This is a genomic window from Polaromonas sp. (genome assembly GCF_039932935.1).
In the GTDB taxonomy this organism is placed as follows: Bacteria; Pseudomonadota; Gammaproteobacteria; order Burkholderiales; family Burkholderiaceae_C; genus Polaromonas.
On sequence record NZ_JBDTPB010000007.1, the window covers coordinates 19,844 to 45,208 of the forward strand.

Consider the following 25,365-nt stretch of genomic DNA (forward strand, 5'->3'; position numbering starts at 1 on the left):
CTTACTTTGCTTTGACGGCCCGCAGAAAATCGGCCAGCGTGCGGCCGGGCACATGGTCCACCTGCTCATCCAGCACGCTGACCGCCGCCATGCGGTCCACGCGAAAGCTGCGAAAGTCCTGCCGGCTTTCGCACCAGGCTCCCAGCGTCCAGACACTGCCCCAATAAAAGCAGCCCAGCGGCCACAGCACGCGGCGGCTTTCCCGCTCTTGGGCATCGCGGTAACGCAGCTCGAGCTTGCGGCGCGCATGCACCGCCTCGCGCAAGCGCTGAAGCGTTTGCTGCGTTGCCTCATCGGGGTTCATCACCACGGCAAACAGCGGCACGTTCTCTGCCGCCGTGCGCCCCGCTGGCGGCAATACGGAAAAAATCTTGCTCCAGGCCGTCTCCGCGCTCTCGGCCATGGCCGGGTCCAGCCAGGCCTGGGCCAGCCGCACCGACGCGGCCAGTGCGTTGGCCTCCGCTTGCGTAAACATCAGCGGTGGCAAGTCAAAGCCCGACCCGAGCCGATACCCCACACCCGCTTCGCCTTCGACCGGCACGCCCTGGTGCTGCAGGTCGGCCACATCGCGGTAAATCGTGCGCTCGGATACCTCCAGCCGCTTGGCCAGGAATTTCGCCGTGCTAAGCCGGCGGCCGCGTATCAGCTGGACGAGTTGGAAAAGGCGGTCTGCACGGCGCATGGCTGGATGGTGGATAAGAGCGGCAAAGCCGCGGCAGGAACGACAAGGGCGGCACGCGTGCCGCGCGTGTCATCCCATGCCATGACGGCGATCCACTGTAACTGAGCTGTACCGCAGGTCCGTCCGGAGCTTCACACGTATCTGCGGCAACCGGAGTTTAAGCAATATCAGCCCCAGCCCAATACAAACCTACGCAAGCAGCTATCAAATCAATAGCATTTGTCGGCGTGGAGCGGCTGCGTCAAACGGCCTTGTCTTCCCGGCAGCCAAGACCGGGTCGCCGGCCAGCGACAGCGCCGCCAGGTCTGCGCGCATCGCGCGGGCAATCAGCAGGATGTCATGCTCGCTGACCTCGAAGAGGCCGAAGCGAAACTTGTAGCCCCAGCGCTGACGGTCTTCGACAAAATCAAACGCGTCGAGCAAGGGCGAAATAGGCGCCTCCTGCGCACGGACATAAGCGACGTCACGGCGAAACGGCACGAAGCCGCCACCCATGTCAAAGGCATAAGGCTCACCCTCACGCACCACACCCAGCGAGACGAACTTCTGCAACTTGTCCTGCCCGCCGAAAGCGAGCGACGGCGAGTAGTAGGCGATGCGGTCGCCGGGCTGCAGGCGCTTGAGCGGTGCGCATTTGCCGTGGCAACCCTGCATGAATCCCGGCTTGCTGTCCCGGCCCCGCCGGGCATGCTCTGCGCTTGCCACCGCAATCCAGTTCTTCGTCATACGTCATCCCCTGCCGTTCAGCTCAGCTCAGCGCGTGCAGGCCGACGCGGTTGCCGTCCAGGTCGGTGATGTGGGCAAAAAAGCCCATGCCAGGCGGCAAGGCCTGCCTGGACAGAGCAATCTTGCCGCCGGCCTGGACCACGCGCGCCAGCGCTGCATCGAGCGAAGGCGAGGCATCCAGATAGACCAGTGTGCCGCCTGCCGCTGGCGCTGGCGCGGTGGGGCCCGCCATCAGGGCGCCGCCCACGCCGGCGTTATCGCCGTCGCCTTCGTAGGGAAACACAGCTCCCTCGGAAGGGCCCATGGGCTCGCGGCGCAGTGTGCAGGCGAGCACGGTTTCATAAAAGGCCTGTGCCTTGTCGAGCTGGGTACTGGGGATTTCAAACCAGCTGATGGCGTTTTTCATGGAAAGCTCCTGTTGCGTGAAAGAAGCCTTGATGATGCGGACCTGCTACTGACAGCGTGGTGTCAGCAGACGATTTGGCCCCCACGCTTCCCGCTTCGCGTGATGCGCTTCCCCCCGAGGGGGCGCTGCGCCTGCGGTCCCGCTAAGCCGGGCCCGCGGCCCCTGCTGGTGAGGATAAGAGGTACTGCGTCGGCGCATGGCGGAGCCGGCTCTGCGGCCCAGGCTGGCCGCGCGCTTCATGTTGCGCTTAGGGTTGCAACGCGTCGTCCAGCACTTCTATCCAGTGCCGCACCGGTGTGGCCGTGCCGCTTTGCAGGTGCGTGATGCAGCCGATGTTGGCCGAGATGATGGCTTGCGGTGCAGCGGCCTGCAGGTTGGCGAGCTTGCGGTCGCGCAGCTGGTAGGCGATGTCGGGTTGCAGCACGGAGTAGGTGCCCGCTGATCCGCAGCACAGGTGCGATTCGCTGGCCGCCAACTTCACGTCGAAGCCCAGCGCACGCATGAGCGTCTCCACACCGCCGCGCAACTGCTGGCCATGCTGCAGGGTGCAAGGCGGGTGAAACACCATGGCACCGCCCTTGGCGCTGACCTTGCCCTGCAGCTCGCCAATCAGCTCGGGCATCAGCTCGCTGAGGTCGCGTGTGAGGTCACTGATGCGGGCCGCCTTGGCCGCATAGGCCGGGTCGTCCTTGAGCATGTGGCCGTATTCCTTGACGGTGACGCCGCAGCCCGAAGCGTTCATGACGATGGCCTCGACGCCGTTACTTTGCGCTGCGCTTTCCACATGCGGCCACCAGGCATCGATGTTGCGCCGCATCTCGGCCTTGCCGCCTTCGTGGTCGTTGAGGTGAAACTTCACCGCGCCGCAGCAGCCAGCCTTGGGCGCGACGACGGTTTGTATGCCGGCCGCGTCCAGCACGCGCGCCGTGGCGGCATTGATGTTGGGCATCATGGCCGGCTGCACGCAGCCTTCGAGCATGAGCATCTTGCGCGCATGGGTGCGCTGTGGCCAGGCGCCCGCATCCTGCTTTTGCGGCACCTTGTTTTTGAGGGCCGCAGGCAGCAGGCTGCGTACGGCCTGGCCGGCTTTCATGGCGGGGGCGAACAACGACGAAGGCAGCCCTTCCTTCAGGGCCCAGCGCAAGGCTTTCTCGCCGACCGGCCGCGGCACGCGCTCATCCACCAGCTTGCGGCCGATGTCCACCAGGTGCCCATACTCCACACCGCTCGGGCAAGTGCTTTCACAGTTGCGACAGGTGAGGCACCGATCCAGGTGTAGCTGGGTTTTGCGCGTGGGCGCTTCGCCTTCCAGCACCTGCTTGATGAGGTAGATGCGGCCGCGCGGGCCGTCAAGCTCATCGCCCAGCAACTGGTAGGTGGGGCAAGTTGCCGTGCAAAAGCCGCAGTGCACGCATTTGCGCAAAATGGCTTCGGCCTCCAGGCCGTCGGGGCTGTTTTTGAATTCAGGGGCGAGGTGGGTTTGCATGGCTGGCTTAAAAGTCCGCGTACATGCGGCGCGGGTTAAACACGCCCGCCGGGTCGAATTGTTTTTTGAGTTCGCGGTGGATGCGGTCCAGCGGCGGCTTGAGCGCGGAAAACACCGGAACGGATTTGTGAGCCGAGCGGAACAAGGTGGCATGGCCTGAGGCTTGCGCAGCCGCTTCACGAATGAGCGCCGCATCGCCATCGGGACGCTTGACCCAACGCTGCGCGCCGCCCCACTCCACCAGCGTTTCTCCGAGGTTGAGCGGCGCTGTGGTGTCGGGCACGCTGAGCCGCCACAGCGACTCATCGCCTTGCAATGCAAAGAAGGGCTGGGCTTGCTCGCGCAACGCAGTCCAATGGCGGGCCGCGTCGCCGTCTAAAACGTCTCCGCCCATGGTTTTTTGCGCTGCGGCCACAGCGGCCTTCGCGCCGCGCAGGCGCACCCACAAGCGGCCTTCCCGCCAGCAGGAGGCATTGACGGGCAGGGGCATGGCGCCCCAGCGGTTGAGTTGTTGCAGGGCGGCGGCCTCACCCATGTCGAAGACCAGTGTGGCCTCCATCGGCGCGACGGGTAGCACTTTGAGCGAGACCTCAAGCAACACCCCCAGCGTGCCGAGTGAGCCGGCCATCAGTCGCGAGACGTCGTAGCCGGCCACGTTTTTCATCACCTGGCCGCCGAAGACGAGCCGCTCGCCCTTGCCGTTGAGCAGCACCACGCCCAGCATGTAGTCGCGCACGGCGCCCACGCTTGTGCGGGCCGGGCCGTTCAGGCCGCTGGCGACCATGCCGCCCACCGTGGCCCGCGCGCCCGCAGCACTGAAATGCGGCGGTTCAAACGGCAGGCATTGGCCTTGCGCGGCGAGCAGCGCCTCCAGATCGGCCAGCGGGGTGCCGGCACGCACGGTAACGACGAGTTCGCTGGGCTCGTAGCTGACGATACCGGCATATGCCGTCATGTCCAGGATGTCACCCTCGAGGGACTGCCCGTAGAAGTCTTTGCTGCCGCCGCCGCGGATGCGCAGTTGCGTGCCGGCGGCCGTGGCGCTTTGCACGCGGGCCGCCATCGAAGCGATCACATCAGTTTCTAAAGCCATGTGCGCGATGGTACGCGGCTCCCTTTGATGGGTGTTTGATCTTTTTGCATGCCGGCTGTTCGTTTTTTTGCAGCAGGGCGGATCAGCTTCGCGCTTCAGTCCTCGAAGAAGTTGACCGGGAGGCCCGGCACGTCCACCCGCATGGAAAACACGGCGCCGGACTCGGGGTACGCCTGCAGCTCGGCCGCCGGCCGGTTGTAGCGCGCCGTGGTGACGTAGAGCGTACACAGATCGTCACCGCCGAAGCAGGGCATGGTCGGGCATTGCGCCGGCACCGCGATGTCGGCCAGCAGTTCGCCCGAAGGCGACAGCTTGAGCAGGCGCGCGCCTTCAAACATGGCGACCCAGTAATTGCCCTGCACATCCACCGCGGCGCCGTCGGGCCGGCCGCCATAACCAGGCATGCCGAACTGCCAGCCAGTAGGTTTGCCCGGCCACTGGTGGAAAACGCGGCGGTTCGCCATGGCGTTGCTGTCGGCATCCCAGTCCCAGGCATGGGTGGTGTGCGTGGGGGTATCCGTCCAGTACACGGTTGCCGCGTCCGGTGACCAGGCCAGGCCGTTGGCAATGATGGCGCCGCCCGCCTTGCGTTCCACCGCAGGCACCAGGCTGTTGCGGCAGTCGATGGAAAAAAGTTCGGCAACCGATTTGTCCCGCGGTTCGTACATCGTGCCGGCCCAAAAGCGCCCGCGGGGGTCGGCCTTGCCATCGTTAAAGCGCGTGGTCGCTGTGTCGTGGCCGGCCCCCATGATCTGCTGGAGCTCGGCGCCCCACTCACGGACGCGGTAAATGCCGTCGCGCAACGCAATCACCAGCCCGCTGCCCTGGCCTTGTGTACGGGCCGGCGCGATGCTGCCGGGCTCCGACGGCATGGCCCAGCTTTGCACCGTGCCCATGAAGACATTGCACCGGTGAATGGCCCGGCCCGGAATGTCAACCCAATACAGCATTTGCTCGTCGGGATGCCAGAACGGGGATTCACCCAGTTCGCTGGGCTCTGTGACAACGGTTTGCCAGGTCATGCGGTGCGTTCCTTGAAATGCAGGATAAAGAATGCCCAAGGTTAGCACCGGCGGTCCGGCGCGGCCGCTCCAGACGCAATCCGGCGCCCAAAGGCGAATGAGCTCCAAGCGCGTGCAGAAAAAAAACAGCCCACCGGCTTGCACCGGCGGGCTGAACATCCAAAGGAGATTCTTTGTCAGGGGGGCTGCCCTAAAGCAGCCCGTACTACCTGACGATTAACGGTTGTAGGCAGTCTCGCCGTGCGAGGTGATGTCCAGACCTTCGCGTTCGTCTTCTTCGCTGACGCGCAGACCGATGGTCAGGTCAACAATCTTGTAGGCAATGAAGGACACCACACCCGACCACACAACGGTGATCAGCACAGCCTTGGCCTGGATCCAGACCTGGGCGGCGATGGAGTACGCCTCTGGCGTCACCATGGCCACGGTGGTCCAGTCGGCAACAGCGCTCGGGCCACCCAAGGCTGGCGAGTTGAAAACGCCCGTCAGCAACGCGCCGAGGATACCGCACACACCGTGCACGCCGAACACGTCGAGTGAATCGTCCGCGCCGAGCAGCTTCTTCAGGCCGTTCACACCCCAGAGGCCGGCAAAACCAGCCAGCAGACCGATGATGAGGCCGCCGCCGATGCCGACGTTGCCGGCAGCGGGGGTGATGGCCACCAGGCCTGCCACCGCGCCGGATGCAGCACCCAGCATGGAAGCCTTGCCGCGCATCAGCGCTTCACCAACACACCATGCCAGCACAGCGGCTGCGGTAGCACCCAGCGTATTGACGAAGGCCAGGGCTGCGAAGCCGTTGGCTTCGAGTGCAGAGCCGGCGTTGAAACCGAACCAGCCCACCCACAGCAGTGCTGCACCGACCATGGTCAGCGTCAGGCTGTGAGGCGCCATGGCTTCCTTGCCGTAGCCGATACGCTTGCCGACCATGTAGGCGCCGACGAGGCCCGCTACAGCGGCGTTGATGTGCACCACCGTGCCGCCTGCGAAATCAAGCGCGCCCATCTGCCAGATGTAGCCGGCCTTGCCGTTCATCGCGTCGACCACTTCCTTGCCGGTGTAAGCGTCGGGGCCCATCCAGAACCACACCATGTGCGCCATCGGTGCATAGCTGAAAGTGAACCAGATCACCATGAACAGCAGCACGGCGGAGAACTTGATGCGCTCGGCAAAGGCGCCGACGATCAGTGCGCAGGTGATACCGGCGAACGTGGCCTGGAAGGCGGCGAACACGATCTCGGGAATCACGACACCCTTGCTGAAGGTGGCACCATTGGCGAAGGTGCCCGCGACGTTGTCCCAGATGCCCTTCATGAAGAGCCGGTCAAAGCCGCCGAAGAAGGCATTGCCTTCGGTGAAAGCCAGGCTGTAGCCATAGATGAACCACAGCACGACGATCATCGAGAACGTCACCATGACCTGCATCAGGACCGACAGCATGTTCTTGCTGCGCACCAAGCCGCCGTAGAACAGGGCCAAGCCTGGAATCGTCATCAGGATCACCAGGATGGTGGAAACCATCATCCAGCCGGTATCGCCCTTGTTGGGAACAGGTGCTGGCGCGGCGGCAGCCGGTGCAGAGGCTGCAGCAGCAGCGGCGGGTGCGACTGCTGCTGCAGGCGCGGCAGCGGAAGCAGCAGCTTCAGCCGGTTTGGCTTCTGCAGCCGAAGCGGCAGGCGTTGCTGCTGGGGCCTGGGCCATCACGGCGCCAGTCGTCAGCAGGCTCAATCCCAATACCAGGGAGGCAAGTAGTTTTTTCATGTTTATGTTCTCTTCGTTGGGTTGAGCCTTACAGCGCTTCCTTGCCGGTTTCACCGGTGCGGATGCGCACGACCTGCTCGAGGTTGTAAACAAACACTTTGCCGTCGCCGATCTTGCCGGTGCGGGCAGCGCCCTCAACCGCTTCAATCACGCGATCCACAAGCTCGTCGGAAACTGCTGCCTCGATCTTGACCTTGGGCAGGAAGTCGACGACATACTCGGCACCGCGGTACAGTTCGGTGTGGCCTTTCTGGCGGCCGAAGCCCTTGACTTCAGTCACGGTAATGCCTTGCACGCCAATGCCGGAGAGCGCTTCACGCACTTCGTCCAGCTTGAACGGTTTGATGATGGCCGTTACGAGTTTCATTTTCAGGTTTCCTCCAGGGATGAATAGGGAGCAGCAGCGCCAAGCACCACCACCTCAGCCGGAATACCCGGCTTTTGTACGAGTCATTGCTGAAAAGAGCTTCCGTGAAAGCTCTGAAGGTTGGCAACTTGCGTGAGGTTCTTAGCAGGTAACGTGCCAAAGATGCGTTGTCTCGGCCACCAGTCTGACGCTGAACCCTGCGCGGCGATCTCAGCTCTTGTCTTTTTTCGCACCAATAAAGGGCACATACATGCACAATTTTGGCGCACAACGCTGCAACAACGCATTCAGGCTTATCTTTAGTGCATCGCATCGGCAGCGCGCCCGTTTGGGGACGAATGGCTGACCGTCGGAGCAAAGACTGCCGCTGTATTTGCGGCTGTCGAGGCAGGGCCGGACATAGGAACGCGAGGCACCCCGCACCCGCCTGATTGCTAGGCGATACTCGTCTGGTCAACATGCACCTGCAAGGCGAGATGATCTCGGTTTCGATGGTGCGCCACTGGTGAGGGAGAAAAATTCAAAATGAGCTTGTCTTTAGTGCATAGCCGCGCCCTGTTGGGCCTGGAAGCAAAGCCCGTCCAGGTGGAAGTGCATCTGGCCAATGGCTTGCCCAGTTTTACGCTGGTCGGGCTGGCGGAGACCGAGGTCAAGGAAGCGCGCGAACGCGTGCGCTCCGCCATCCAGAATACCGGGCTCGAATTTCCTGCCAACAAGCGGATCACGGTCAATCTGGCGCCTGCCGACCTGCCCAAGGATTCAGGGCGCTTTGATCTGCCCATTGCACTCGGCATCCTGGCAGCCAGCGGCCAGATCGACGCGCGCAAACTTGAAGGGTATGAGTTCGCCGGCGAGTTATCGCTGGGCGGCGAGCTGCGGCCCATACGGGGCGCGCTTGCCATGAGCCTGGCTTTGGCAGGCCCCGCCCGGGCGGCTGCACAGAAGCTGCCAAAACTGGTCTTGCCCGAGACCAGTGCCCAGGAAGCGGCGCTGGTCCCCGGCGCTGAAATCTTTCGGGCGCACCATTTGCTGGACGTGGTGAGGCAGTTTTTACCGGGTGATACGCCCATCGAGGCGCTGGAAGGCTGGTCCCGCGTAACGCCGATTGTTCCCTCGGGGCAGTCTCCCTACCCGGACCTGGCCGACGTCAAAGGCCAGGCAGCCGCCCGTCGCGCCCTGGAGATTGCGGCCACCGGCGGGCACAGCTTGCTGATGGTGGGGGCTCCAGGCTCCGGAAAATCCATGCTGGCACAGCGCTTTGCCGGTCTTTTGCCGCCCATGACCACCGACGAGGCGCTGGAAAGCGCCGCGGTGGCATCACTGGGTGGCCGTTTCACGCTCGACAAATGGTCGATTCGCCCGACCTGCGCGCCGCACCACACCGCCAGCGCAGTTGCGTTGGTGGGCGGTGGCTCACCGCCGCGGCCTGGCGAGATTTCCCTCGCACACCGCGGCGTCCTGTTCCTGGATGAATTGCCTGAATTTCCAAGGGCCGCGCTCGAAGCGCTGAGAGAGCCACTGGAGTCCGGCACCATCACCATCTCGCGGGCAGCCCAACGCGCAGAGTTTCCAGCGCGCTTTCAGCTGGTTGCGGCCATGAACCCATGCCCGTGCGGCTACCTGGGCTCCAACCTGCGCGCCTGCCGCTGCTCGTCGGAGCAGGTGTCGCGCTATCAGGGCAAGCTCAGCGGCCCGCTGCTGGACCGGATCGATCTGCATGTGGAAGTGGGCGCACTCGCCGCCGACGAGCTGGTCAACGCGCCACCCGGCGAATCAACCACCGTCATCAGAGCCCGGGTTGCCGCGGCGCGCGAGCGTGCCATTGCCCGGCAAGGCACCACCAACCAGGCACTGGAAGGCCAGGCCATTGACGCGCAATGCCAGCTGGACGACGCGGCGGCGAAGTTTCTGAACACTGCGGCAGCGCGGCTGGGCTGGTCCGGCCGCAGCATCCATCGCTGCCTGAAGGTGGCCCGGACGATTGCCGACCTCGCCGGCGCCCAGAGCGTGCAGATGAGCCATGTGGCGGAAGCCGTGCAGTACCGCCGCGCCCTCAAAGCAGCCCATTGACCTTTGACGGCATCTCGTTGCGTAATCCGTAGTCGAATGAAGCATTCAGGCGCGGCCATTCATTGACAGACAAATATTGAAGAAGTGAACGAGCAGATGCAAAAAGCAAACGATGGACGAGACAGCGGCGGCGTCAATCTTGCAAATCTGAAGCGGCTGGCCTACTTTGCGGCGGTCGTGGAAACCGGCTCGTTCACTGCGGCTGCCGACAGGCTGGGAATCACCAAGGCCGTGGTCAGTCAACAGGTGCGGCGGCTGGAAGAGGACTTCCGGACCGCCCTGCTGACCCGAACGACTCGCAAGGTGCACCCGACTGACGCCGGAAGGGCTTTCTACCAGCGCTGCACGCTCATCCTGCGCGAGGCGGGAGAAGCCTTTGATGAACTCGGCGATGTGTCTGCGGAGCCCTCGGGCATGCTGCGGCTGACCGCACCCCTCGACTATGGGATCAGTGTGGTCGTACCGGCCATTGCGGACTTCATGGGCCGCCACCCTCAGTGCACCGTGGATGCGGTCCTGAGCGACCAGTCGCTTGACCTGACGGCCGGACAGGTCGAGCTGGCCATTCGCGTGGGCTGGCTCACCGACTCACAGCTGCAGGCGCGCCAGATCGGTACGTTCGAGCAAATGCTGGTGGCGGCGCCGGCTTGGCGCACGCAGACCGATCGTCTGACCCATCCCGGTGAGATGGGTGCACTGCCCTTTGTGGCCAATACCGCGTTGCGAGAGCCGGCTCGCTGGCGCTTTGCAAAGAGCAGCCTTGAACACAGCGAGGTCGCGCTTCAACCAAGGCTCTTTCTTGATGCAACGCTGGCAGTTCGCGAAGCGGTTCTTCAGGGCGGTGGATTGTCGGTGCTACCCGACTATGCCGTGGCCGACGACATCGCTGCCGGTCGCCTTATTCGCGTCCTCTCACCTTGGAAGCTGCCTTCGGGGGGCATTCATGCCGTGTTTCCGTCGGCCCGGTTTCGTCCGGCCAAAGTGCGGGCTTTTGTTGACTTGCTGGCGCAGCGGATCGCTCGCGATGCCACTGCCGGCCCGCAGTAATTTGCGCCGCGTGAAGATTGAAACATCGCCTCAAACATGCAGCAATGCCTCCAGTTGCGCCATCTCTTCTTCCAAGGTTCCACGACTGCGAAAGTGCCGGCCCGCGCGGTTGTACCAATTCTCCGCGTCTTCCAGGTCACCCTCCTGGACGTGCAGCAGCCCATGCAGCCATGCCGCAAGTTCTGAGTGATCAAGCTGCACAAGGTCGTGGGCTTCGTTCCAGCGCCCCGACTTCATGAGCGCCAGGATATCCCGCAGTTCAGTCATGGGTCATTCTCCGGGCCAGTAAGTTAAAGAGCAGGTCCGCGCCTGCTCCTCGCGGACCGTCACTTCTACCTCAAGGCCTGCTGCACCTGGTGGCTGTCGACGTACTGTTCCATGCTCGCGATCTTGCCGTCCTTTAGCCGGTAAAGATGGGCAAAACTGGCCGTCATGGCTTTGCCCGTCTTGCGGTATGTGCCCGAGTACAGGCCGAACACTGCCACACGATCGCCGTCAGCCAGATAGGTGTGCGGCTTCGCGCTGTAGCCCTCCCATTCGGTGGCCAACCGGCGAAAGACGCCAGCGACGATCTGCTCGGGACCGACATAAGTCCCTGCATAGGGGAAGCCGGCGGCCTCCGTCCAGTGCGCGTCTGGCGCCAACGCAGCGCGCAGATGCTTCCCGTTCTCTTCGGAACTGCCCTCGTAGGTCACCCGGATAATCTCCAGGTTGGTCGGCATGGTGCTCAGCCCCATTTCATCTCGCCTTTGGCCACCTTGGCACCTATCTCCAACGCAGGCGCAAGGCCTGCATTCGGATAGCGCCTGTTCATCGCGGCGATCAGTGCGACGCTGTTGGCCGCCTTGGCCACTTCCTCTTCGAAGGCAAGCAGGTAATCGCGCGTGTAGTTGAGGGCTGAAACGTCGAGGGGCCCACCTTCGGCCATGTGACCCGGCACAACCACCGCAGGCTTGCGCATGGCCATCGCCTCAAGGTTCCTGATCCAGGCGGCACGCGACTGCGGTGTGGGGGTATCGGCCGTCCAGACGTGCAAGCCGGAGAACACCATCACACCGCCGAACACAGCTTGCAGCGACGGCACCCAGAGGTATCGGCGGTTGGCCATGCCGTCGGCGGCCACGATCTCAATGGTATGACCTTCCAGGCTCAACGCCGGGCCGTCAAAGGCTTCAGGCATCACAATGTCTGCCACCGCCTGTGGGCCGTTCTCCTTGAGTTGAGGTCCCCAGACGGCCAGCTTCTTCTCGACACTGCCCCGAATGGCATCGATGGTGGCAGAGGCCGCGATGACCTTGGCAGAGGGGAACGCCGCCTTGATCGGACCCAGGCTGAAATAATAGTCCGGATCACTCTGGCTGATGTAAATGGTGGTGAGCGTCTTGCCCGATGCCTTGATCGCTTCGGCGACCGTTCGGCCATCAGGTAGCGAAAAACCGCCATCGATCAGGATGGCTTCCTTCGCCCCGGAGAGCAGTACGGGTGCGCGGAAAAAACCGCCGGAGCTGGCCGGAAAGTGTCGCCACTGCAGCGGCCCCTCGGCATGGGCGACGGCACTTGCGCCTGTCATTGCTGCGGCACCAGCGGCTGCGGCTGTCTGAACAAAATTTCTGCGGGTCATCATGGTTTTCCTTTGGTGATGGGCGAGTTATCGGAGTGAGGCGAATTGAAGAAAACAGCGCGGCGGCGCGCCGCTACGCCGCGGAGAATTGAGCCAGGAATGCCTGCGGGTCGGCATACACCGTGCTGCCGTCCAACAGCTGGCGGGTACCGTTCACTTCATGAATGAAAGCAGGTACACCGCGGCCGCCAAGCTCCTGCAGCAGGACTCTTGCCTTGCTCACGCGAGCCTCTACGGCCTGGGAAAGCGCGGGCGTCGGCGTCCGCATGAGGGTGGCCGCATCGGAAAGATTCAGGGCGTCGAGCAGGTTAGCCAGCGTCTCCAGCTGCGTGATGTCGCGCCCTTCGACGTAGCGTGCATGCTGGATCGACTTGAGCGCCCGCAATTCATGACTTGCCGCCGTCAACGCGACGGCCGTCAAAGCCAGCGTCGCGGGGCCGCTGTCGAATGCCTGCCGGCGGTCGGCCAACACTTGCGTGCGATAGAGCTCCGTGAAGGGCTGGCCGGTCAGCCGTTCGATGCGTTGGTCGTTGGCCCAGGCGTATGAGGCAAGCGCATCGTCCATTGGCCGGGCACCTCCGCCCGAAAACATGCCGCTGGGCAGCAGGTGCAGTTCAACCTCGGGCGAGGCCGCCAAGGCGGACACGGCGGCGGTGGCGCCGTAGCACCAGCCACACAGCGGGTCGAAGAGGTAGTAAAGCGAGTTGGGCACGAGAAGAGCTTCCGGTTGTTCGGTGTCTCATCGTAGGAAAGAAGGGCGGGCAGATAAAGACGGCTACCGCAGACAGTGCGTATGCCAACAGCAAACAATCAGGTCGAATCCGACCCTGCAACTTCGCCAGTCTGAAGTGACGCGCTACCGACGAACTGGTCAACGCGCTGCCTGAGGCAGACAACCACTGTCATCAGAAGCGCAAGCCGTGCAGTGCCCTGCATCCCTCAAGGCGGCGGGTTGATTGGCGACATGTTGTCGCGTTAAGTCAACCCGGCGCTGGAGAGCGTTCAAAGCCGCCATCCTCCGCGGCCCTTGCATCAGGACGCAAAGGCGTACCGGTCAATAGGTAGCCAGCACGTTGAGAAACCAGCCCCGGCTGCGGTAAGACAGGTCCGTGAGGTCGTCCGAGTACTTGGTGAAGTTGTAGCCGACCCCGACTTTCACGCCCTTGCCAAGGTGGCGGTAAACGCCAAGCAAGGCACCGGCCTTCGCATCCTGCGCCTCTGTGGCGCGCAGGTTACGCCATTCAATCAGGGCGTCCCATTCCTTGACCAGGTGCAGGTCTGCACGGAAGATCAACAGATCAGCACGGCTGGAAAACCACTCTCCGCCGGCCACCGGCATTTTCAGCTCGCCAATGCGAAACGCGTATTTGGCGCCAACGGAGAGCCAGGGCTTCACGTCGTAAATCGTGTCGACAGAAAATACCTGGCTGCGCTGTGCATAGTCGGCTGCCTGGCCCGAAGGCGTGAGCTGGCCCGAAGTCGGCACATTGTTCAAATGCGTGTACTTGAACAGCGTATTCCAGCGATCGTTGTCAACCGGCCGATAAGCGCTACCCAGCACAAATTCATGGTAGTTGCCGTCGACAAATGCGCCCTGGCTGTTGCTTGAACGCGAGACATTCAGCTTGCCCAAAACGCGCCATGCGGGGTCCACCTGCATACCGACCGTGTTGCGCATCAGCCAGGTGGTGCGCTCGCCGGATACATTGCTCCGGTCGTTGCGCCACTCCAGATTGCCGCCGTATTTCAGGCCGTCTTTTTTGTAGCCGACCGAGCCACCCAGCGCGCGGCGCTTGAGGTCGCCCGCCAGCGGGTCGGATACCGTTCCAAACTCGACCTTGGCGCCCCAGTTCCAGCGGTCATTGGGCGACCAGTCCATCCCGAAGGCCTGCGTCAGGCTTTGCGGACCGGCGCCGTTGACGGCTCGGCCTTCGCCGAACACACGCAATTGATCAGACACACGGGTGCTGGCACCGGAAACGAGCGTTCCCTGCCGGCCGCGCCAGGCGACGTCCGGGCTTTCCGTTTCCATCGTGTAGGCGAGGTAGGCGTTGCTTCGGTCAGAGATGCGGTAGTCGGCGCCCAGCTTGCCACCTATACCCATGCTGCCGCTTGAGGCCTCGCCGCTCAGCTTCACCCGTTCGCTGACCTGTAGCGCACCGCCCAGGCCAACACGGTTATTGGGATCGCGCGTATCGTCCCGTGCCAGCGTTCCCTGCACATAACCATAGGCTTCCCAGTTTTCCTTTTCACCGGGCTTGCCATCGGTGCGGTCCGGACGGTAGTCCGCCCTCACTTGCCCGTCGGTGCGAGAACCGGTCTGGGACAGCAAGGCGCTCGCATTCGGCGTGACATTGGAACGGTCGTCAGAGCGAACACCCACGGCGAGTTCCCATTCGCTGTTGAGCGTTTGCCGCACAGCGACTTCCGCGTTCTGGCCGTTCTGCAGATCCCCGTCGCGTTGGTCTGCCTTGACCAGCACGCGCGTGCCCGCCGCGACCTCCACATCGGCGGCGGCGCCCGCCTGCCGGACAGCCTCACCGCCAATCCCGATCTGCCCCGGGGCCGAGTAGCCGCGGTCTCTGTTCTGAACATAAGAGGTGATTTTCCCCTTCATGGTGTCGGTCACTTCGGCGAGATCGACCGAACCTTCCAGGCGTTCCGCGCCGGCGGACTGAATGCCGCCGTTGCTCAGTGTGTTGAACCCGAAGCCCCCGTCCAGCGAGGTTTGGGTGCCGTTGCCGGGGCCGTTGGAGCGGGCTGCTTCAAACTTCAGCCAGGTGCCCGGCTTGTAGCGAAGCGTCCCGTCAATGCCCTTGAGCGTCTGGCTGGACCCGGTCTCACCCTGGTGATAGCTGCTGGCGCCCAGCTGCACATGGTCGTTCAGCCACTGGCTTGCGCGAATGCCGGTCGACAGATTGTTGATGGCCGTTACCCCGGGCGCAAACTCATAGGTCGTCACGAGGTAGACCGGTTGCCCCCCCACCGCCGACGTCATGATCAGGCCGGCGCCACTACCGGTGGCCGACAGGGGCGACTGCAAGAGAATGCGGCCCTGGAGGTAGTTGATTTCGTAGTCCTGCGCGGGAGCCAGTTCCCGGCGCTCAATCACCATGCCGGAGTCCTTGTCGCGGACTTCGATCCAGACCCGTTCCGAACCCTGCGTGATGTCCAGATGGCGCAGGTAATACAGGGAGCCTCCGGTGCCGCGGAATTCTTCCCGCGACGCCAGTGTCCCCGGATCAGCGGCAAAGGCATCGATCTGGGTCTGCTTTTCGCCGTAGGTTGTGGCGTCTTCCGATCGGAAGCGCAGTTGCGCGCCGTACAGGCCGCGCGAATACTGCATGAGCTCTGTTCCGCTCCAGGAGGTCTGGAAATTACCCCACATGACGTGCGAGTCGCCTTTTTGCAGTTTGACAAAAAACTTGCCCTGCGTCGGCGCATCGTCCACGGTCGTGCTGTCATCCCCGTAAACAGGGTAATAAAGGTTGGGGTCAATGCTGCGCAGGAGGTACTTGGGGTCCTTGCTCGAGAAATTGGAGAACAGGTCCTCGATGGGGCCTTCACGGGTGTCGGCCGAGGCCGTCAGCAACCATTCCCCCTTAATTTTTCCTTTCAGGTAGAAAGCCGCGCGGCCATCGACGTACACCTTGTCTTCGTAGTGACTCAAGTCACCGGTCACCAGCTTCGCAGGCCCGGAGACATTGTTCTTTCCGACCGTCAAATCCCCTAGTGCCAGGTAAAACCAGTCGTCAGCAGCAATGTTCAGGTTGCGCCGGAAGGTGCTTGCGCGGCCGTCGGATTCTTTCAGCGTCACTTCCACCGACTGTGGGCCGGCGGGCATGATCTGCTTCATCGCAAACTTGCCCTGCGCATCGATCGGCAGGTCCAGCCCCAGCGCCTCGATGCGCTGGCCTGGTTTGAGATTGCTGCCGTTGACAGTGACCGTGCCGCCCGTCACCGGGATATTGCGCAGGGCGAGGCTGTTTTCGCCATAGCCCGTCAGTCGCTCCCGCTCCAGCTTTTCCGCATCTTCGTTTGCGGGCATCGCACGCGTCAGAAGATTCAGTGACTTCAGGCTGGTTTCGTCGAAACGACCCTGGGCGTCATACACACGTAGCAGGTAGAACACCTGATCGTCGGCCGTCGTCGCCGGCACCGTCCATTTGACCGGGCCCGACCAACCGATAGGCACAACCTCCAGCGGTTGCTCCTGTGTCTTTTGGCCCGCACGGAAAATCCGCAGCTCGACTTTTTTGATCCACGGGATGTAGTTCGACCAGACCCGAAACTCCACGGCCTCGCCCTTGACGGCTGCGTTGGGCGTGGCCCAGGCGTTCATCACCGGCGCGATGGCCAGGCTGTCGTAGCGCACCTGAATGTCGGCCTTCTCCAGGGCAACGTCTGCGCAACGCTGCCCGTCTGCCTCATTGGGAATTTCGGACGCATTGATCGGCTCGCCATCAATCGTGATGCGAAACGGCACGGTAGATTGCCCGACCGACTGGGGAGTGCATGGCTTGGCAACTGCCAGCGGGACGGGCACAGCCGCCGGTGCTGCGGCTTCAAACCACACGCGCAGCTCAACACGGCGGTTTCGCGTCATCCCCTCTGGCGTGGCGTTTGATGCAAGCGGCTTGGTTTCACCCGCACCCTCCATCGAATAAACGATGGCGGGGTTATTGAGCAACTTTTTCAGATACGCCGCAACCGCCAGCGCGCGCGCTTCGGAAAGACCCTGGTTGTCCTTGAAAATACGTTTTGTCTCGGGTGCCAGGCGCTGGTTGTCTGTGTGCCCGACCACGGCAATGCGCATGCCCGTAGCCGCCGTGCCCTTGGTGCGTATCTCGGCTGCCAGCGCTTCGATGGACGCTCGGGCTTCTGGTGTCAAATCAGCTTTCCCAGACACAAAAAGACTCCGCCCGCCGGCTTCTTCCAAGGCCTTGCTGACGGACGCCGTGCTCTGCGGAACCTGCGCCGCGCGGTTGCGCATGCCCGCCGCCTCTTCCCGCGTCACGCCCGACGGCATCGGGTAAGCGATGGCGGGCTGCACCTCTGTAGGAGGCGGGACCGAGAACAGGTCGACACGGCCGTTGTCAATTCGCTTGCCACTGATTTCAGTAACAGCTCCGGCGGAAAAGCCGGTGCAAAGAATGCTGACGGCAACGGCAATGGTATGTGTACGGAAATTCATTTCGCCGACTCCAGCTCGGTTTCAATCATCAAGGGATGGAGGGGTTCGCTGTCTGTTTCCGCACGCTCCTTTTTCCGTCTGGCCTCCCACAGGGCCTGCACCTTGTCACTGACCGCCGACACACGTTTTTCCGCGAGTCCTGCAGCCTCGCCGCCACGGCGGTAGGCGATGCGCACAACGGAAGGGCGAGCCGCCAATTGCGAAGGCAGTTTCTCCAGCGTGGCCAGGTAGGTGGCTTGCAGATCGGTGCTGTCGTTCACGAACGCAGCGCCGGAAAGTTCGAGACGGACCACACGGTGAACCGTCGCACCGAAATTGAGCTTCACCATCTTGCCGCGCGTGACGCGAACGTCGCGTGGGTTTTCGGTGGTGAGGCGATAGCCCGAAGGCAAGGTCCTTTCGTCCACCTTCATGACAAAGTTGGAGCCTCTGTCCGCATTCGGGATGGCCGCGCAGGCCACATGGAAGCGCCCGTCATGGTCGCTGGTGACCAGCAGGCCCCGCGCCGTCGCGATGCGAACGTTCGCGATGCCAGGCTCGCCTTCGTCCTGGTAGCCGTTGGCGTTCTTGTCGTCAAAAACCTTGCCAATGATGTCGGAGCAGTCAAAGGTCGGGTCAGGCACCACACGTACCGTCGCAGTGGCTGTGTTGGAAACCTGCGCGTTGACCAGCGCGTTGCGCGCCGCAACCTGGTTGACATAGGTGCCTTCCGACACGCCGCTTCCGACCACCAGCAACATGCGCCATGTTTTGCGTTCGCCGCCGGCAAATGTCTGGTTGGCCCATGTCAGGTTGCGACCGCTCACCACGGGCTCCAGCGCAACGCCATTGAGCGACGCCGAGCCGGTGCGGTAACGAAAGCCCGCCGGAATCACGTCCACCACACTGATATTGCCCAGCACCGCATTGAGCGTGTTGGTGGCAGTGATGGTGTAGGGCACCAGGTCACCGCGCACCACATTGACCAGCGGGGTGCTCTTGGTCATCGCGATTGCGCCGCCCAGCACCGGATCCAGTGGTATGTGGTTGTTCAGCACATTGGCAGAACCTGGCACCGCGGCAAACGTAAACGTGTAGAAGTACTGCGTCGTGGCCGCACCACCCGCCAGAGCAAGGGTGCTGTTGGGGCAGGCCGCAGGGTTGTGCAGTGGCACGCCCGTACCAGGTGCGAAGTTGCTGTTCTGCACCAGTGCCGGGTCAGGGCTTGGCGGAGCCAGGCCCACACCCAGGGTGGCGGTACAGGCAGGAATGATCGCCGATGGGCCTGGCAGGTAGCCGGGCGGCGACGTCACCGTCAGCGTGTAGAGCGTGGCGCCGGTCGGCGCGCCGCCCAGCAGCAGGAACTGGTAGGAACCGTCGGGTCCGGTCGTCTGCGTCAGGCTGCCGCCAATCACGTCGGCTGCCGTCAGACCAGGCGCCGAAAGCGTGACGATGGCGTTGGGTACAGGCTGACGGCTGACAGCGTCGTAGATCACACCGCTCGGATCCAGCGGCAAGCTCTGGGATACGGTCGTGGTACCCGCGGTCAGCGTAAGTCCTTTCAACGTACCGTCGGTGTTGTTGGCACCGGCAGGGTTGGACGTCGAATTGATCTGCCCATTGGTGTAGGGCAATCCGGTTTCGTTGGGCACCGGACGTCCATAGATGCGGCCACTTGTGGGTTCACGGAAACGGATCTGGTAACCCGAGCCCGGTGCAACACTCGGGAAGCTGTAAGCGCCATTCGCATCAGAGGTGGTGGTGCCCACGACCACGCCGCCCAATGTCAGCTCAACAATCCAGCCGGGCACCAACGACTCGCCCGGATCGCGGATGCGGTCATGGTTGAGGTCGCGCCACACCGTGCCTTGCACCGCCGCCACGTCGGAAATCACGGTGGGGTCGGTCGCGGTGTTGTTGCCCGTGAATCCGCTCGGCTCGTTGCCGCCCGACACCACGGCCGTATTCACCAGAACCTGGCCGGACAAGCCGGCGGCAACCGCGACGCGCACGGTGATGAGCTGAGCCTGTGCGCCGGAGGCGATCACACTGTTGGTGTTGCAGGTCATCGTTGTTGCCGTGTTGGTGCACGACCACGTGGCGCCACCATTGACAGCAGCCACCGTCATGCCCGCGGGCAAGGTGTCAACCACCGTCACCGTTCCCGACGTCGCGGCTGCGCCAACATTGGAAACAGTGATGCTGTAGAAGCCGGTGCTGGAGCCTTGCGCAAAGCTGGTCGGCGAGTGTGTTTTTGCGATCGCGAGATCGGGCGCGTTGCCCGGAATCTCGGCGAAATTGTTGTCGGCCGACACGGCATTTGCGCTGGCGAGCGGAATCGCCGAGATCACGGACACCGGAGCGGCTGGCGTGGTCGCCACCCCACCGGTGCTTCCGGCAATGGTTTTGCCATTGGTCGTGCCTACCGCCTGCGGCAGCGGCTGCGTGACGGTGTAGGTCCCCTGGGCCAACCCAGTGAAGCTGTAGGTGCCGTCGGCCAATGTGACCGTGGACTTGGAAACAGCCAACCCGTTGACGTCCGTGCCCGTCAGGTTGATCGTCTGTCCGTCAATGCCGTGGTCGCTGCCATTCATCGCACCGCTGTTGTCATAGTCCAGGAAGACCTTGCCGGAGATGGTGCCGCCGTTGGGCACTTCAGCAAAGTTGTTGCCTGTAGAAACCGTGTTGGGAGGCAACACGATGCTGCTGATCCGGCTCGGCGTCACGGCTGGCGTGGTGGCGGTTCCAGCGGTTCCTCCGTTGGGAACAGCGCCTGCAGTGGTAATGCCGTTGGAGGTGCCCACAGGTTGTGTAGGCTCCACCACGCTGTAAGTCCCGGGCAACAGGTTCGCAAAAGAATAGTTGCCCGCCGCATCGGTAACTGTGGTGGCGACCAACACATTGGCGCCGTCTCGCAGCTCCACGGTGACACCGGCGAGCGGGTCATCTGCGCCATCCTGGGCGCCGTTGTTGTTCTGGTCCTTGAAGACCTTGCCCGAAATCGTGGAAGGCGCGACTTCAGCGAAGTTGTTGTTCACGGAGCCCGAAACTTCGCCGCCGCCATTGGCATTGAGGGTGATGTTCGTGATCTGGCTGGTCGTTGCCGTGGGATTGTTCGCCACACCGGCCGAGCCCGCGCTTCCATTGATGCTGCTGATGGTGCCGGCTGTCGTGATGCCGTTGGTCGTTCCAGCGGGCTGTGCAGTCTGGCAGACCGAATAACTGCCGGCCGCGAGGGCCGAGAACAGGTAGTTGCCCAACGCGTCGGTGGTACCGGTGGCTTGCAACGCGCCGCTGCAGTTCGGGCCGTTGCGCAATTCAATGCCGACGCCGGCAATGGGCGTGTCGGTGCCGCTCTGGAAAGTTCCATTTGGCGCAACATTGTTGTCCTTGAAAACCTTGCCCGATATGTAGCCAAGGGTGCTGATCGTCAGGGTCGCGTTGGCGGGCGCCTGGTTGTTGCCCAGGTTGGTTTGCAGGGCGCCGGCTGGAATGTTGTTGGTGTGCACACCTGGCGTCAGCCCCGTCACATTGACATCAATCGTGCAGCCGCCCGCAGGGACGGTGCCGCCGCTGTTAAGTCTCACGGTGGTGGCATTCGCCGCAGCCACCACCGTGCCCACGCAGGTGGTTGTCATGCCGGGAGTCGCCGTCAGGCTGATCTGGCCGGGCGCCGTTGGCAGGATGTCGTCAAAGTTTGCGCTCAGCGTCATCGCAGCGGCGTTTCCGTTGCCGAGGACGATGCTCAGGCGCGAGACACCCGTTGGCGGAATCACCGCAGGGGCGAACTGTTTGCCGACGGTCGGCGGCGTTGAAGTGATCAGTTGCGCGCTGGTGGGCTCCTCATTGGTCACGCCTTCCGTGGTGGCGATGCTGCCATTGGGAATCGTGTTGGTGTACACACCCGAGATGTTGCTCAGCACATTGACCGTGACCGTACAGAACCCGTTGGCCGCCAGTGTGGCGCCCGTCAAGCGAACGCTGGTTGTGGACGCCGCGGCGACCACCGTACCCGCAGTGCAGGTTGTCGCTGCGGCCGGCGTAGGCGCAACGACCATCCCTGCAGGCAAGCTATCCGTCAAGGTCGTGCCGGTGAGCTGCGTGTTGTTCGGGTTGTCGAAACGAATCGTCAAAACCGCCGCCGCGCCGGGCGCCTTGGTATCGGACCCGGTTGTGAATCCGACCGGATTGCCTGCATCAAGCGTACGGCTGCTGAAAGCCTTGTGCACCACGACCGGGGACCGCGCGCGCAGCGTGTCGCTGGTCGGCTGGGTATTGGCCAGGGCATTGCCGCCGGCCATGGCTGTCAGTGCATTGACCGGGATGGTGTTGACATAGTCACCTTGCGCGGCCACGAAGACGTCAATTTCCGCCTGGCAGGTCGCTGGCGTATTTCCGCTTGCCGCGACAATGGTTCCGCCGGAAAGCTGCACGGTGTTGGCCGTTGAGGAAATGGTCGCGCCCTGGCACGTCGTCGTCGGGTTGGCGCCGCTAGGGATCGTCACGCCCGCTGGCAGGGTGTCGGTCACCGCAAGGCTGCTGACCGGTTGGGACAGCGGGTTATAGAAGGTGATTCGCAGGCGCGAGCGGGTGCCCGGCTTCACCACATTGGGCGTGAACTGCTTGACGATGCCGATATTCGTGCTGATCGCCAGGCTGGTCGTCGCCGGATTGGCGTTGGTCAGATTCTGGTCTGTGATGATCGCGCCGGGCGGAATGGTGTTGGTGTTGCCACCCGTCACCGCGGAAGTCACGTTGACCGATACCTGGCAAGTTGCGTTCGCGGCAAGATTGACGCCGGTCAGGCTTACCAGGCGCGCGCCTGCCGCAGCCGTTACCACGCCGCCGGGGCACGTCGTTGTCGGCGCCGGGTCAGGCGTCAACACCCATCCATTGTTAGCAGCACCCGAAGTACCGCCTACCGTGAAGTAGTCGGTCAGTTGCAGATTGGTCACCGGCTGCGTGCCGTTGGACACATTGATGGTCAGTCGGCTCACCTGGCCCGGAAAAGCCAGGGAACTGATGGAGGTGGTTTTGCTGATCGACAGGCCGGTGGGCGCACTGAAAAGCAGCGTACCGGTAACGGCGCTGACATTTCGCACGCCTCCATCGGCCACGATATTGTTGGGAGGAATGCTGTTGACCCAGTTCGCCCCACCTGTTGCCACCACATCAAACAGAAACGCGCAATTACCGCTGCCTGCCACATTGGCGCCCGTCAGCGTTGCGCTGCTTGCGCCTGCAACCGCCGTGATGGAGGTGCTTCCCGCGCAGGTGGTCTGCGCATTGGGCGGCGTGGCCAGCACCATGCCCGCAGGCAGTGGGTCGGTCACGCTGACGTTGGTCAGCGCGAGCGCGCTCGAATTGAGGAGCTGAACCGTGACCGTGGATTTGCCGCCCGAGGACACGCTGGGTGGATTGAAGCTCTTGTTCGCGGTCAGCGCGGAGGTGTAGGTCAGGCTTGGGGTATTGGTCAACACCGGAACCAGCGTGTGTGTAGTGCCGTTCCCGTAGGTTTCGGTGCCGCCAACCGTCGCGGTGTTGGGATAAACGCCGGCCGGCCCCACGACATCCGCCTGCAAGGTACAGGTACCGTCCGCGCCCAGGCCGTTGTTGGCACGAGCCGGAACGGTGCCGCCGTTCATGCCCACCGAAGTGGCCCCCGCCACCGCCGTGATGCTCGGAGCGCCGCAGGTGCTTGCCGCGTTGGCCGGATTGGCGAGGCGAAGCTGGCCGCCGCCGCTGTTTGCCAGTTGCAGGGTGTCGGAGATCGACACGTTGGTCAGCGGATTCGCCGACTTGTTCGTCAGCGTGATCGTCATCCGGACAATGGTGCCTTCGGCAAAAACGCTGGCGCCCGGAGACGACTGGGCGAACGCCTTGCTGGCGGCCAGAACAGCCGCATTCGTGCCGATATTCGTGGAGTTGGAGCCACCGCCATTGCAGGTCGCACCCGAGTTGTAGCAAACCCCACCAGGGGCAATCGTGTTGGATGCCGAAGCCACTGTGGCGGTGGAGGCCATCGTCCACATCGTGATGACGCAAGCGCCCGGTGTGCTGACAGAGCCGCGGCCCGGCAATGTGCCGATCGTCAATACCGGTGCGGCACTGCCAACCACACTGCCCGTCGTGATGCCGCAAGCTGGTGCCACGGTGGGCGTGTAATCGAAACCGTTGATGGTGCCGGTCAGGAAAGTCTGGCCGTTGGTGAGGGTGTCGGTGACCGACACGTTGGTCAGGGGACCCGTACCAAAGTTTTGCACGGTAATCGTGTACCGGATCGGGCTACCCGGCGCCACAGGAGTCGACGGCTGTACCGACTTGAGCACGCGCAGGTCGTCAGCCACAAGTATGGTGGCGGAGAACGTTTGGCTGATGATGGCGGGGTTTCCGACATCCACGGCGCCCTGAGGGATTGTGTTGGTATAGGTCACGGGCACGCCGGTCGTCTGAACCGCCGCGTTGTAGTTGACCGTTACCGTGCAACTGCCATTGGCCGGGATAACGCCACCCGTCAGCCTGACACCCTTGTTGCTGTTGATATTCGCAACGTTGCCACCTGGACAGTCGGTCGTTGCCGTCGTGACGGTCAGCCCCTTGGCCGGGTCGACTCCGCCAATGCCATCGATCGGGTTGTCGTCGAAGGTGGCGACGGTCAGGGGTGTGCCGCCGCCATTGCTCAGCGTGATGGTAAGGGTGCCGGTCGAACCGCTTGAAAGCGACGTGCTGGAAAAAATCTTGCCCACGCTGAGCGGCGACACAACCGTCACACCAGCTTGCGCATTGGCCTGGGCGGGCAACCCGAGCGCGTTGGTGAATTGGGTGCTCCGATTGATGGTGTTGTTCTGGGAACCCGTTGAGTACTGGCCATTGGTCTGGGCCGCCTCTACGTTGACCACGAAGGTGCAGCTGCCGCTCGCCGGCAAATCGCCGGTTCCGGTCACGCTGGTCGCGCCGGCGGCCGGTGCGGGGTTGAATGCCGGTGCCGGCCCGCTGGTACAAGTCGCGTTCGCGCCGGGTGCGGCTGCGACCTTGATGATGGCGGTGCCACCAAGCTGGGGAAAGGCGTCAGTGATGCTGAACCCCGAAATCGCGACGGGATTTGGGTTGTTCACCGTGATGGTCAGCGGCGTCGACGCACCGCCAAGCACCAGGTTGTTACTTGTGAAGGCCTTGGAAATTTGAGGCTGCAACAGCTGCCGCACCGTAAAGGTCTGTGACACATCGCCGCTGTTGCTGCCGACGCTGCTGGTAACGGCGCCATTCAGGATCTGGTACGCGTAAGAGGTTGCGTTGCCCGTCGACGTGCCGGCCGTGACGGGAATGTCAATGACGCACTGGCCGTCGATACCCCCCGAAGCGGCAGGTATGGTCCCGCCGGTCAGGGTCAGCCCCTGTGTGCCGGGGGTGGTCGTAAAGGCACCGCCGCAACCGTTGGTCGCTGCCGAAGCCACGCTAAGGCCGTTGGGCAAAACCCCCGGAAGGGTGTTGTTGAACGCCACATTCGTGGCTGCGCCGGCATCGCTGTTGGACAAGGTAATCCGCAACGTGGCTGTCTCGCCGGGATACATCCCGGCCGGCGCAATGATGGCAGTGACGGACGCCGTCAGGGCAAAGGCCGCGGCGGGCATCAGCCCGGTAGCCAGCCCAAAGGCTGCAACACGAAACAGCGAGCTGGCAGCGGCTTTCGCCAGAAATTTTGAGAACAACATAGGCAGATCGACTCTCTGAATGCTTGGGAACCAGGCCGGCAGGCGGTCCGTGAGCACCGAGTCAACGCTGCATAAAAAGAACACAGCGTCACTCGGCAGGTCTCACGTCAGACAACGTGCCGGTTTCAAACTGTGTGGAGAGTAACTAGATGGCGCTAGGCTGTACTGACAAATGCTGATATTTGTCGGCTTCTGGAAA

The 25,365-nt window shown here is 63.0% G+C and carries 16 protein-coding genes; 2 read left to right on the forward strand and 14 right to left on the reverse strand.

Annotated elements, in window-relative coordinates:
* Position 1 precedes the first annotated feature (1 nt).
* The 8 genes from ABI546_RS00675 to glnK all read right to left on the reverse strand — a co-directional run bounded on the left by ABI546_RS00675 (position 2) and on the right by glnK (position 7,543).
* Positions 2-682: a YafY family protein gene (locus ABI546_RS00675; RefSeq protein WP_348043084.1), complete on the reverse strand. Its 681-nt coding sequence runs from the start codon at positions 680-682 to the stop codon at positions 2-4.
* Between the two features lie 204 nt (positions 683-886).
* A complete protein-coding gene (locus tag ABI546_RS00680) occupies positions 887-1,408 on the reverse strand; it encodes an EVE domain-containing protein (protein WP_348043086.1) in 522 nt (173 codons plus the stop codon).
* A 22-nt stretch (positions 1,409-1,430) separates the two neighbouring features.
* Complete coding sequence (locus ABI546_RS00685) at positions 1,431-1,814, reverse strand: VOC family protein (protein WP_348043088.1); 384 nt, start codon at positions 1,812-1,814, stop codon at positions 1,431-1,433.
* A 247-nt stretch (positions 1,815-2,061) separates the two neighbouring features.
* Complete coding sequence (gene glcF, locus ABI546_RS00690; protein ID WP_348043090.1) at positions 2,062-3,300, reverse strand: glycolate oxidase subunit GlcF; 1,239 nt, start codon at positions 3,298-3,300, stop codon at positions 2,062-2,064.
* 7 nt (positions 3,301-3,307) lie between these two features.
* On the reverse strand, positions 3,308-4,393 hold the full coding sequence (gene glcE, locus ABI546_RS00695; RefSeq protein ID WP_348043092.1) for a glycolate oxidase subunit GlcE: 1,086 nt from the start codon (positions 4,391-4,393) through the stop codon (positions 3,308-3,310).
* Between the two features lie 95 nt (positions 4,394-4,488).
* Positions 4,489-5,415 carry an SMP-30/gluconolactonase/LRE family protein gene (locus ABI546_RS00700; protein WP_348043093.1) on the reverse strand — a complete coding sequence of 309 codons (927 nt, stop codon included), beginning with the start codon at positions 5,413-5,415 and terminating at the stop codon, positions 4,489-4,491.
* 216 nt (positions 5,416-5,631) lie between these two features.
* Positions 5,632-7,176 carry an ammonium transporter gene (gene amt, locus ABI546_RS00705; protein ID WP_348043094.1) on the reverse strand — a complete coding sequence of 515 codons (1,545 nt, stop codon included), beginning with the start codon at positions 7,174-7,176 and terminating at the stop codon, positions 5,632-5,634.
* A gap of 28 nt (positions 7,177-7,204) precedes the next feature.
* Positions 7,205-7,543 (reverse strand): P-II family nitrogen regulator, encoded by a 339-nt coding sequence (glnK, locus tag ABI546_RS00710; RefSeq protein ID WP_077591625.1) that lies wholly within the window; start codon positions 7,541-7,543, stop codon positions 7,205-7,207.
* A 525-nt stretch (positions 7,544-8,068) separates the two neighbouring features.
* On the opposite strand from glnK, the gene ABI546_RS00715 reads away from it, so the two are divergent.
* Together ABI546_RS00715 and ABI546_RS00720 are read left to right on the forward strand one after the other, a co-directional pair.
* A complete protein-coding gene (locus ABI546_RS00715; RefSeq protein ID WP_348043096.1) occupies positions 8,069-9,613 on the forward strand; it encodes a YifB family Mg chelatase-like AAA ATPase in 1,545 nt (514 codons plus the stop codon).
* Between the two features lie 96 nt (positions 9,614-9,709).
* Positions 9,710-10,660, forward strand: a complete 951-nt coding sequence (locus tag ABI546_RS00720) for a LysR family transcriptional regulator (RefSeq protein ID WP_348043098.1) — start codon at positions 9,710-9,712, stop codon at positions 10,658-10,660.
* Positions 10,661-10,690: 30 nt separating this feature from the next.
* Here the strand turns inward: ABI546_RS00720 and ABI546_RS00725 are convergent, their stop codons facing one another.
* The 6 genes from ABI546_RS00725 to ABI546_RS00750 form a co-directional block, all read right to left on the reverse strand.
* Positions 10,691-10,927 carry a hypothetical protein gene (locus ABI546_RS00725; RefSeq protein ID WP_348043100.1) on the reverse strand — a complete coding sequence of 79 codons (237 nt, stop codon included), beginning with the start codon at positions 10,925-10,927 and terminating at the stop codon, positions 10,691-10,693.
* Positions 10,928-10,992: 65 nt separating this feature from the next.
* Positions 10,993-11,397, reverse strand: a complete 405-nt coding sequence (locus ABI546_RS00730) for a nuclear transport factor 2 family protein (protein WP_348043102.1) — start codon at positions 11,395-11,397, stop codon at positions 10,993-10,995.
* Complete coding sequence (locus tag ABI546_RS00735) at positions 11,388-12,284, reverse strand: MBL fold metallo-hydrolase (protein WP_348043104.1); 897 nt, start codon at positions 12,282-12,284, stop codon at positions 11,388-11,390. The genes ABI546_RS00730 and ABI546_RS00735 overlap by 10 nt, the downstream gene beginning before the upstream one ends.
* A 70-nt stretch (positions 12,285-12,354) precedes the next feature.
* Positions 12,355-12,993 (reverse strand): DsbA family protein, encoded by a 639-nt coding sequence (locus tag ABI546_RS00740; RefSeq protein WP_348043106.1) that lies wholly within the window; start codon positions 12,991-12,993, stop codon positions 12,355-12,357.
* A 342-nt stretch (positions 12,994-13,335) separates the two neighbouring features.
* Positions 13,336-17,475, reverse strand: coding sequence for an OmpA family protein (locus ABI546_RS00745; RefSeq protein WP_348043108.1), 4,140 nt, complete (start codon positions 17,473-17,475; stop codon positions 13,336-13,338).
* Positions 17,472-25,166 carry an SdrD B-like domain-containing protein gene (locus tag ABI546_RS00750; RefSeq protein ID WP_348043110.1) on the reverse strand — a complete coding sequence of 2,565 codons (7,695 nt, stop codon included), beginning with the start codon at positions 25,164-25,166 and terminating at the stop codon, positions 17,472-17,474. The genes ABI546_RS00745 and ABI546_RS00750 overlap by 4 nt, the downstream gene beginning before the upstream one ends.
* Positions 25,167-25,365 lie beyond the last annotated feature (199 nt).

What these genes read in the sequence shown, in the direction of transcription:
- ABI546_RS00675 (WP_348043084.1), bottom strand. Translation starts at nt 682, where the DNA reads ATGCGCCGTGCAGACCGCCTTTTCCAACTCGTCCAGCTGATACGCGGC.
- ABI546_RS00680 (WP_348043086.1), bottom strand. Translation starts at nt 1,408, where the DNA reads ATGACGAAGAACTGGATTGCGGTGGCAAGCGCAGAGCATGCCCGGCGG.
- ABI546_RS00685 (WP_348043088.1), bottom strand. Translation starts at nt 1,814, where the DNA reads ATGAAAAACGCCATCAGCTGGTTTGAAATCCCCAGTACCCAGCTCGAC.
- glcF (WP_348043090.1), bottom strand. Translation starts at nt 3,300, where the DNA reads ATGCAAACCCACCTCGCCCCTGAATTCAAAAACAGCCCCGACGGCCTG.
- glcE (WP_348043092.1), bottom strand. Translation starts at nt 4,393, where the DNA reads ATGGCTTTAGAAACTGATGTGATCGCTTCGATGGCGGCCCGCGTGCAA.
- ABI546_RS00700 (WP_348043093.1), bottom strand. Translation starts at nt 5,415, where the DNA reads ATGACCTGGCAAACCGTTGTCACAGAGCCCAGCGAACTGGGTGAATCC.
- amt (WP_348043094.1), bottom strand. Translation starts at nt 7,176, where the DNA reads ATGAAAAAACTACTTGCCTCCCTGGTATTGGGATTGAGCCTGCTGACG.
- glnK (WP_077591625.1), bottom strand. Translation starts at nt 7,543, where the DNA reads ATGAAACTCGTAACGGCCATCATCAAACCGTTCAAGCTGGACGAAGTG.
- ABI546_RS00715 (WP_348043096.1), top strand. Translation starts at nt 8,069, where the DNA reads ATGAGCTTGTCTTTAGTGCATAGCCGCGCCCTGTTGGGCCTGGAAGCA.
- ABI546_RS00720 (WP_348043098.1), top strand. Translation starts at nt 9,710, where the DNA reads ATGCAAAAAGCAAACGATGGACGAGACAGCGGCGGCGTCAATCTTGCA.
- ABI546_RS00725 (WP_348043100.1), bottom strand. Translation starts at nt 10,927, where the DNA reads ATGACTGAACTGCGGGATATCCTGGCGCTCATGAAGTCGGGGCGCTGG.
- ABI546_RS00730 (WP_348043102.1), bottom strand. Translation starts at nt 11,397, where the DNA reads ATGGGGCTGAGCACCATGCCGACCAACCTGGAGATTATCCGGGTGACC.
- ABI546_RS00735 (WP_348043104.1), bottom strand. Translation starts at nt 12,284, where the DNA reads ATGATGACCCGCAGAAATTTTGTTCAGACAGCCGCAGCCGCTGGTGCC.
- ABI546_RS00745 (WP_348043108.1), bottom strand. Translation starts at nt 17,475, where the DNA reads ATGAATTTCCGTACACATACCATTGCCGTTGCCGTCAGCATTCTTTGC.
- ABI546_RS00750 (WP_348043110.1), bottom strand. Translation starts at nt 25,166, where the DNA reads ATGTTGTTCTCAAAATTTCTGGCGAAAGCCGCTGCCAGCTCGCTGTTT.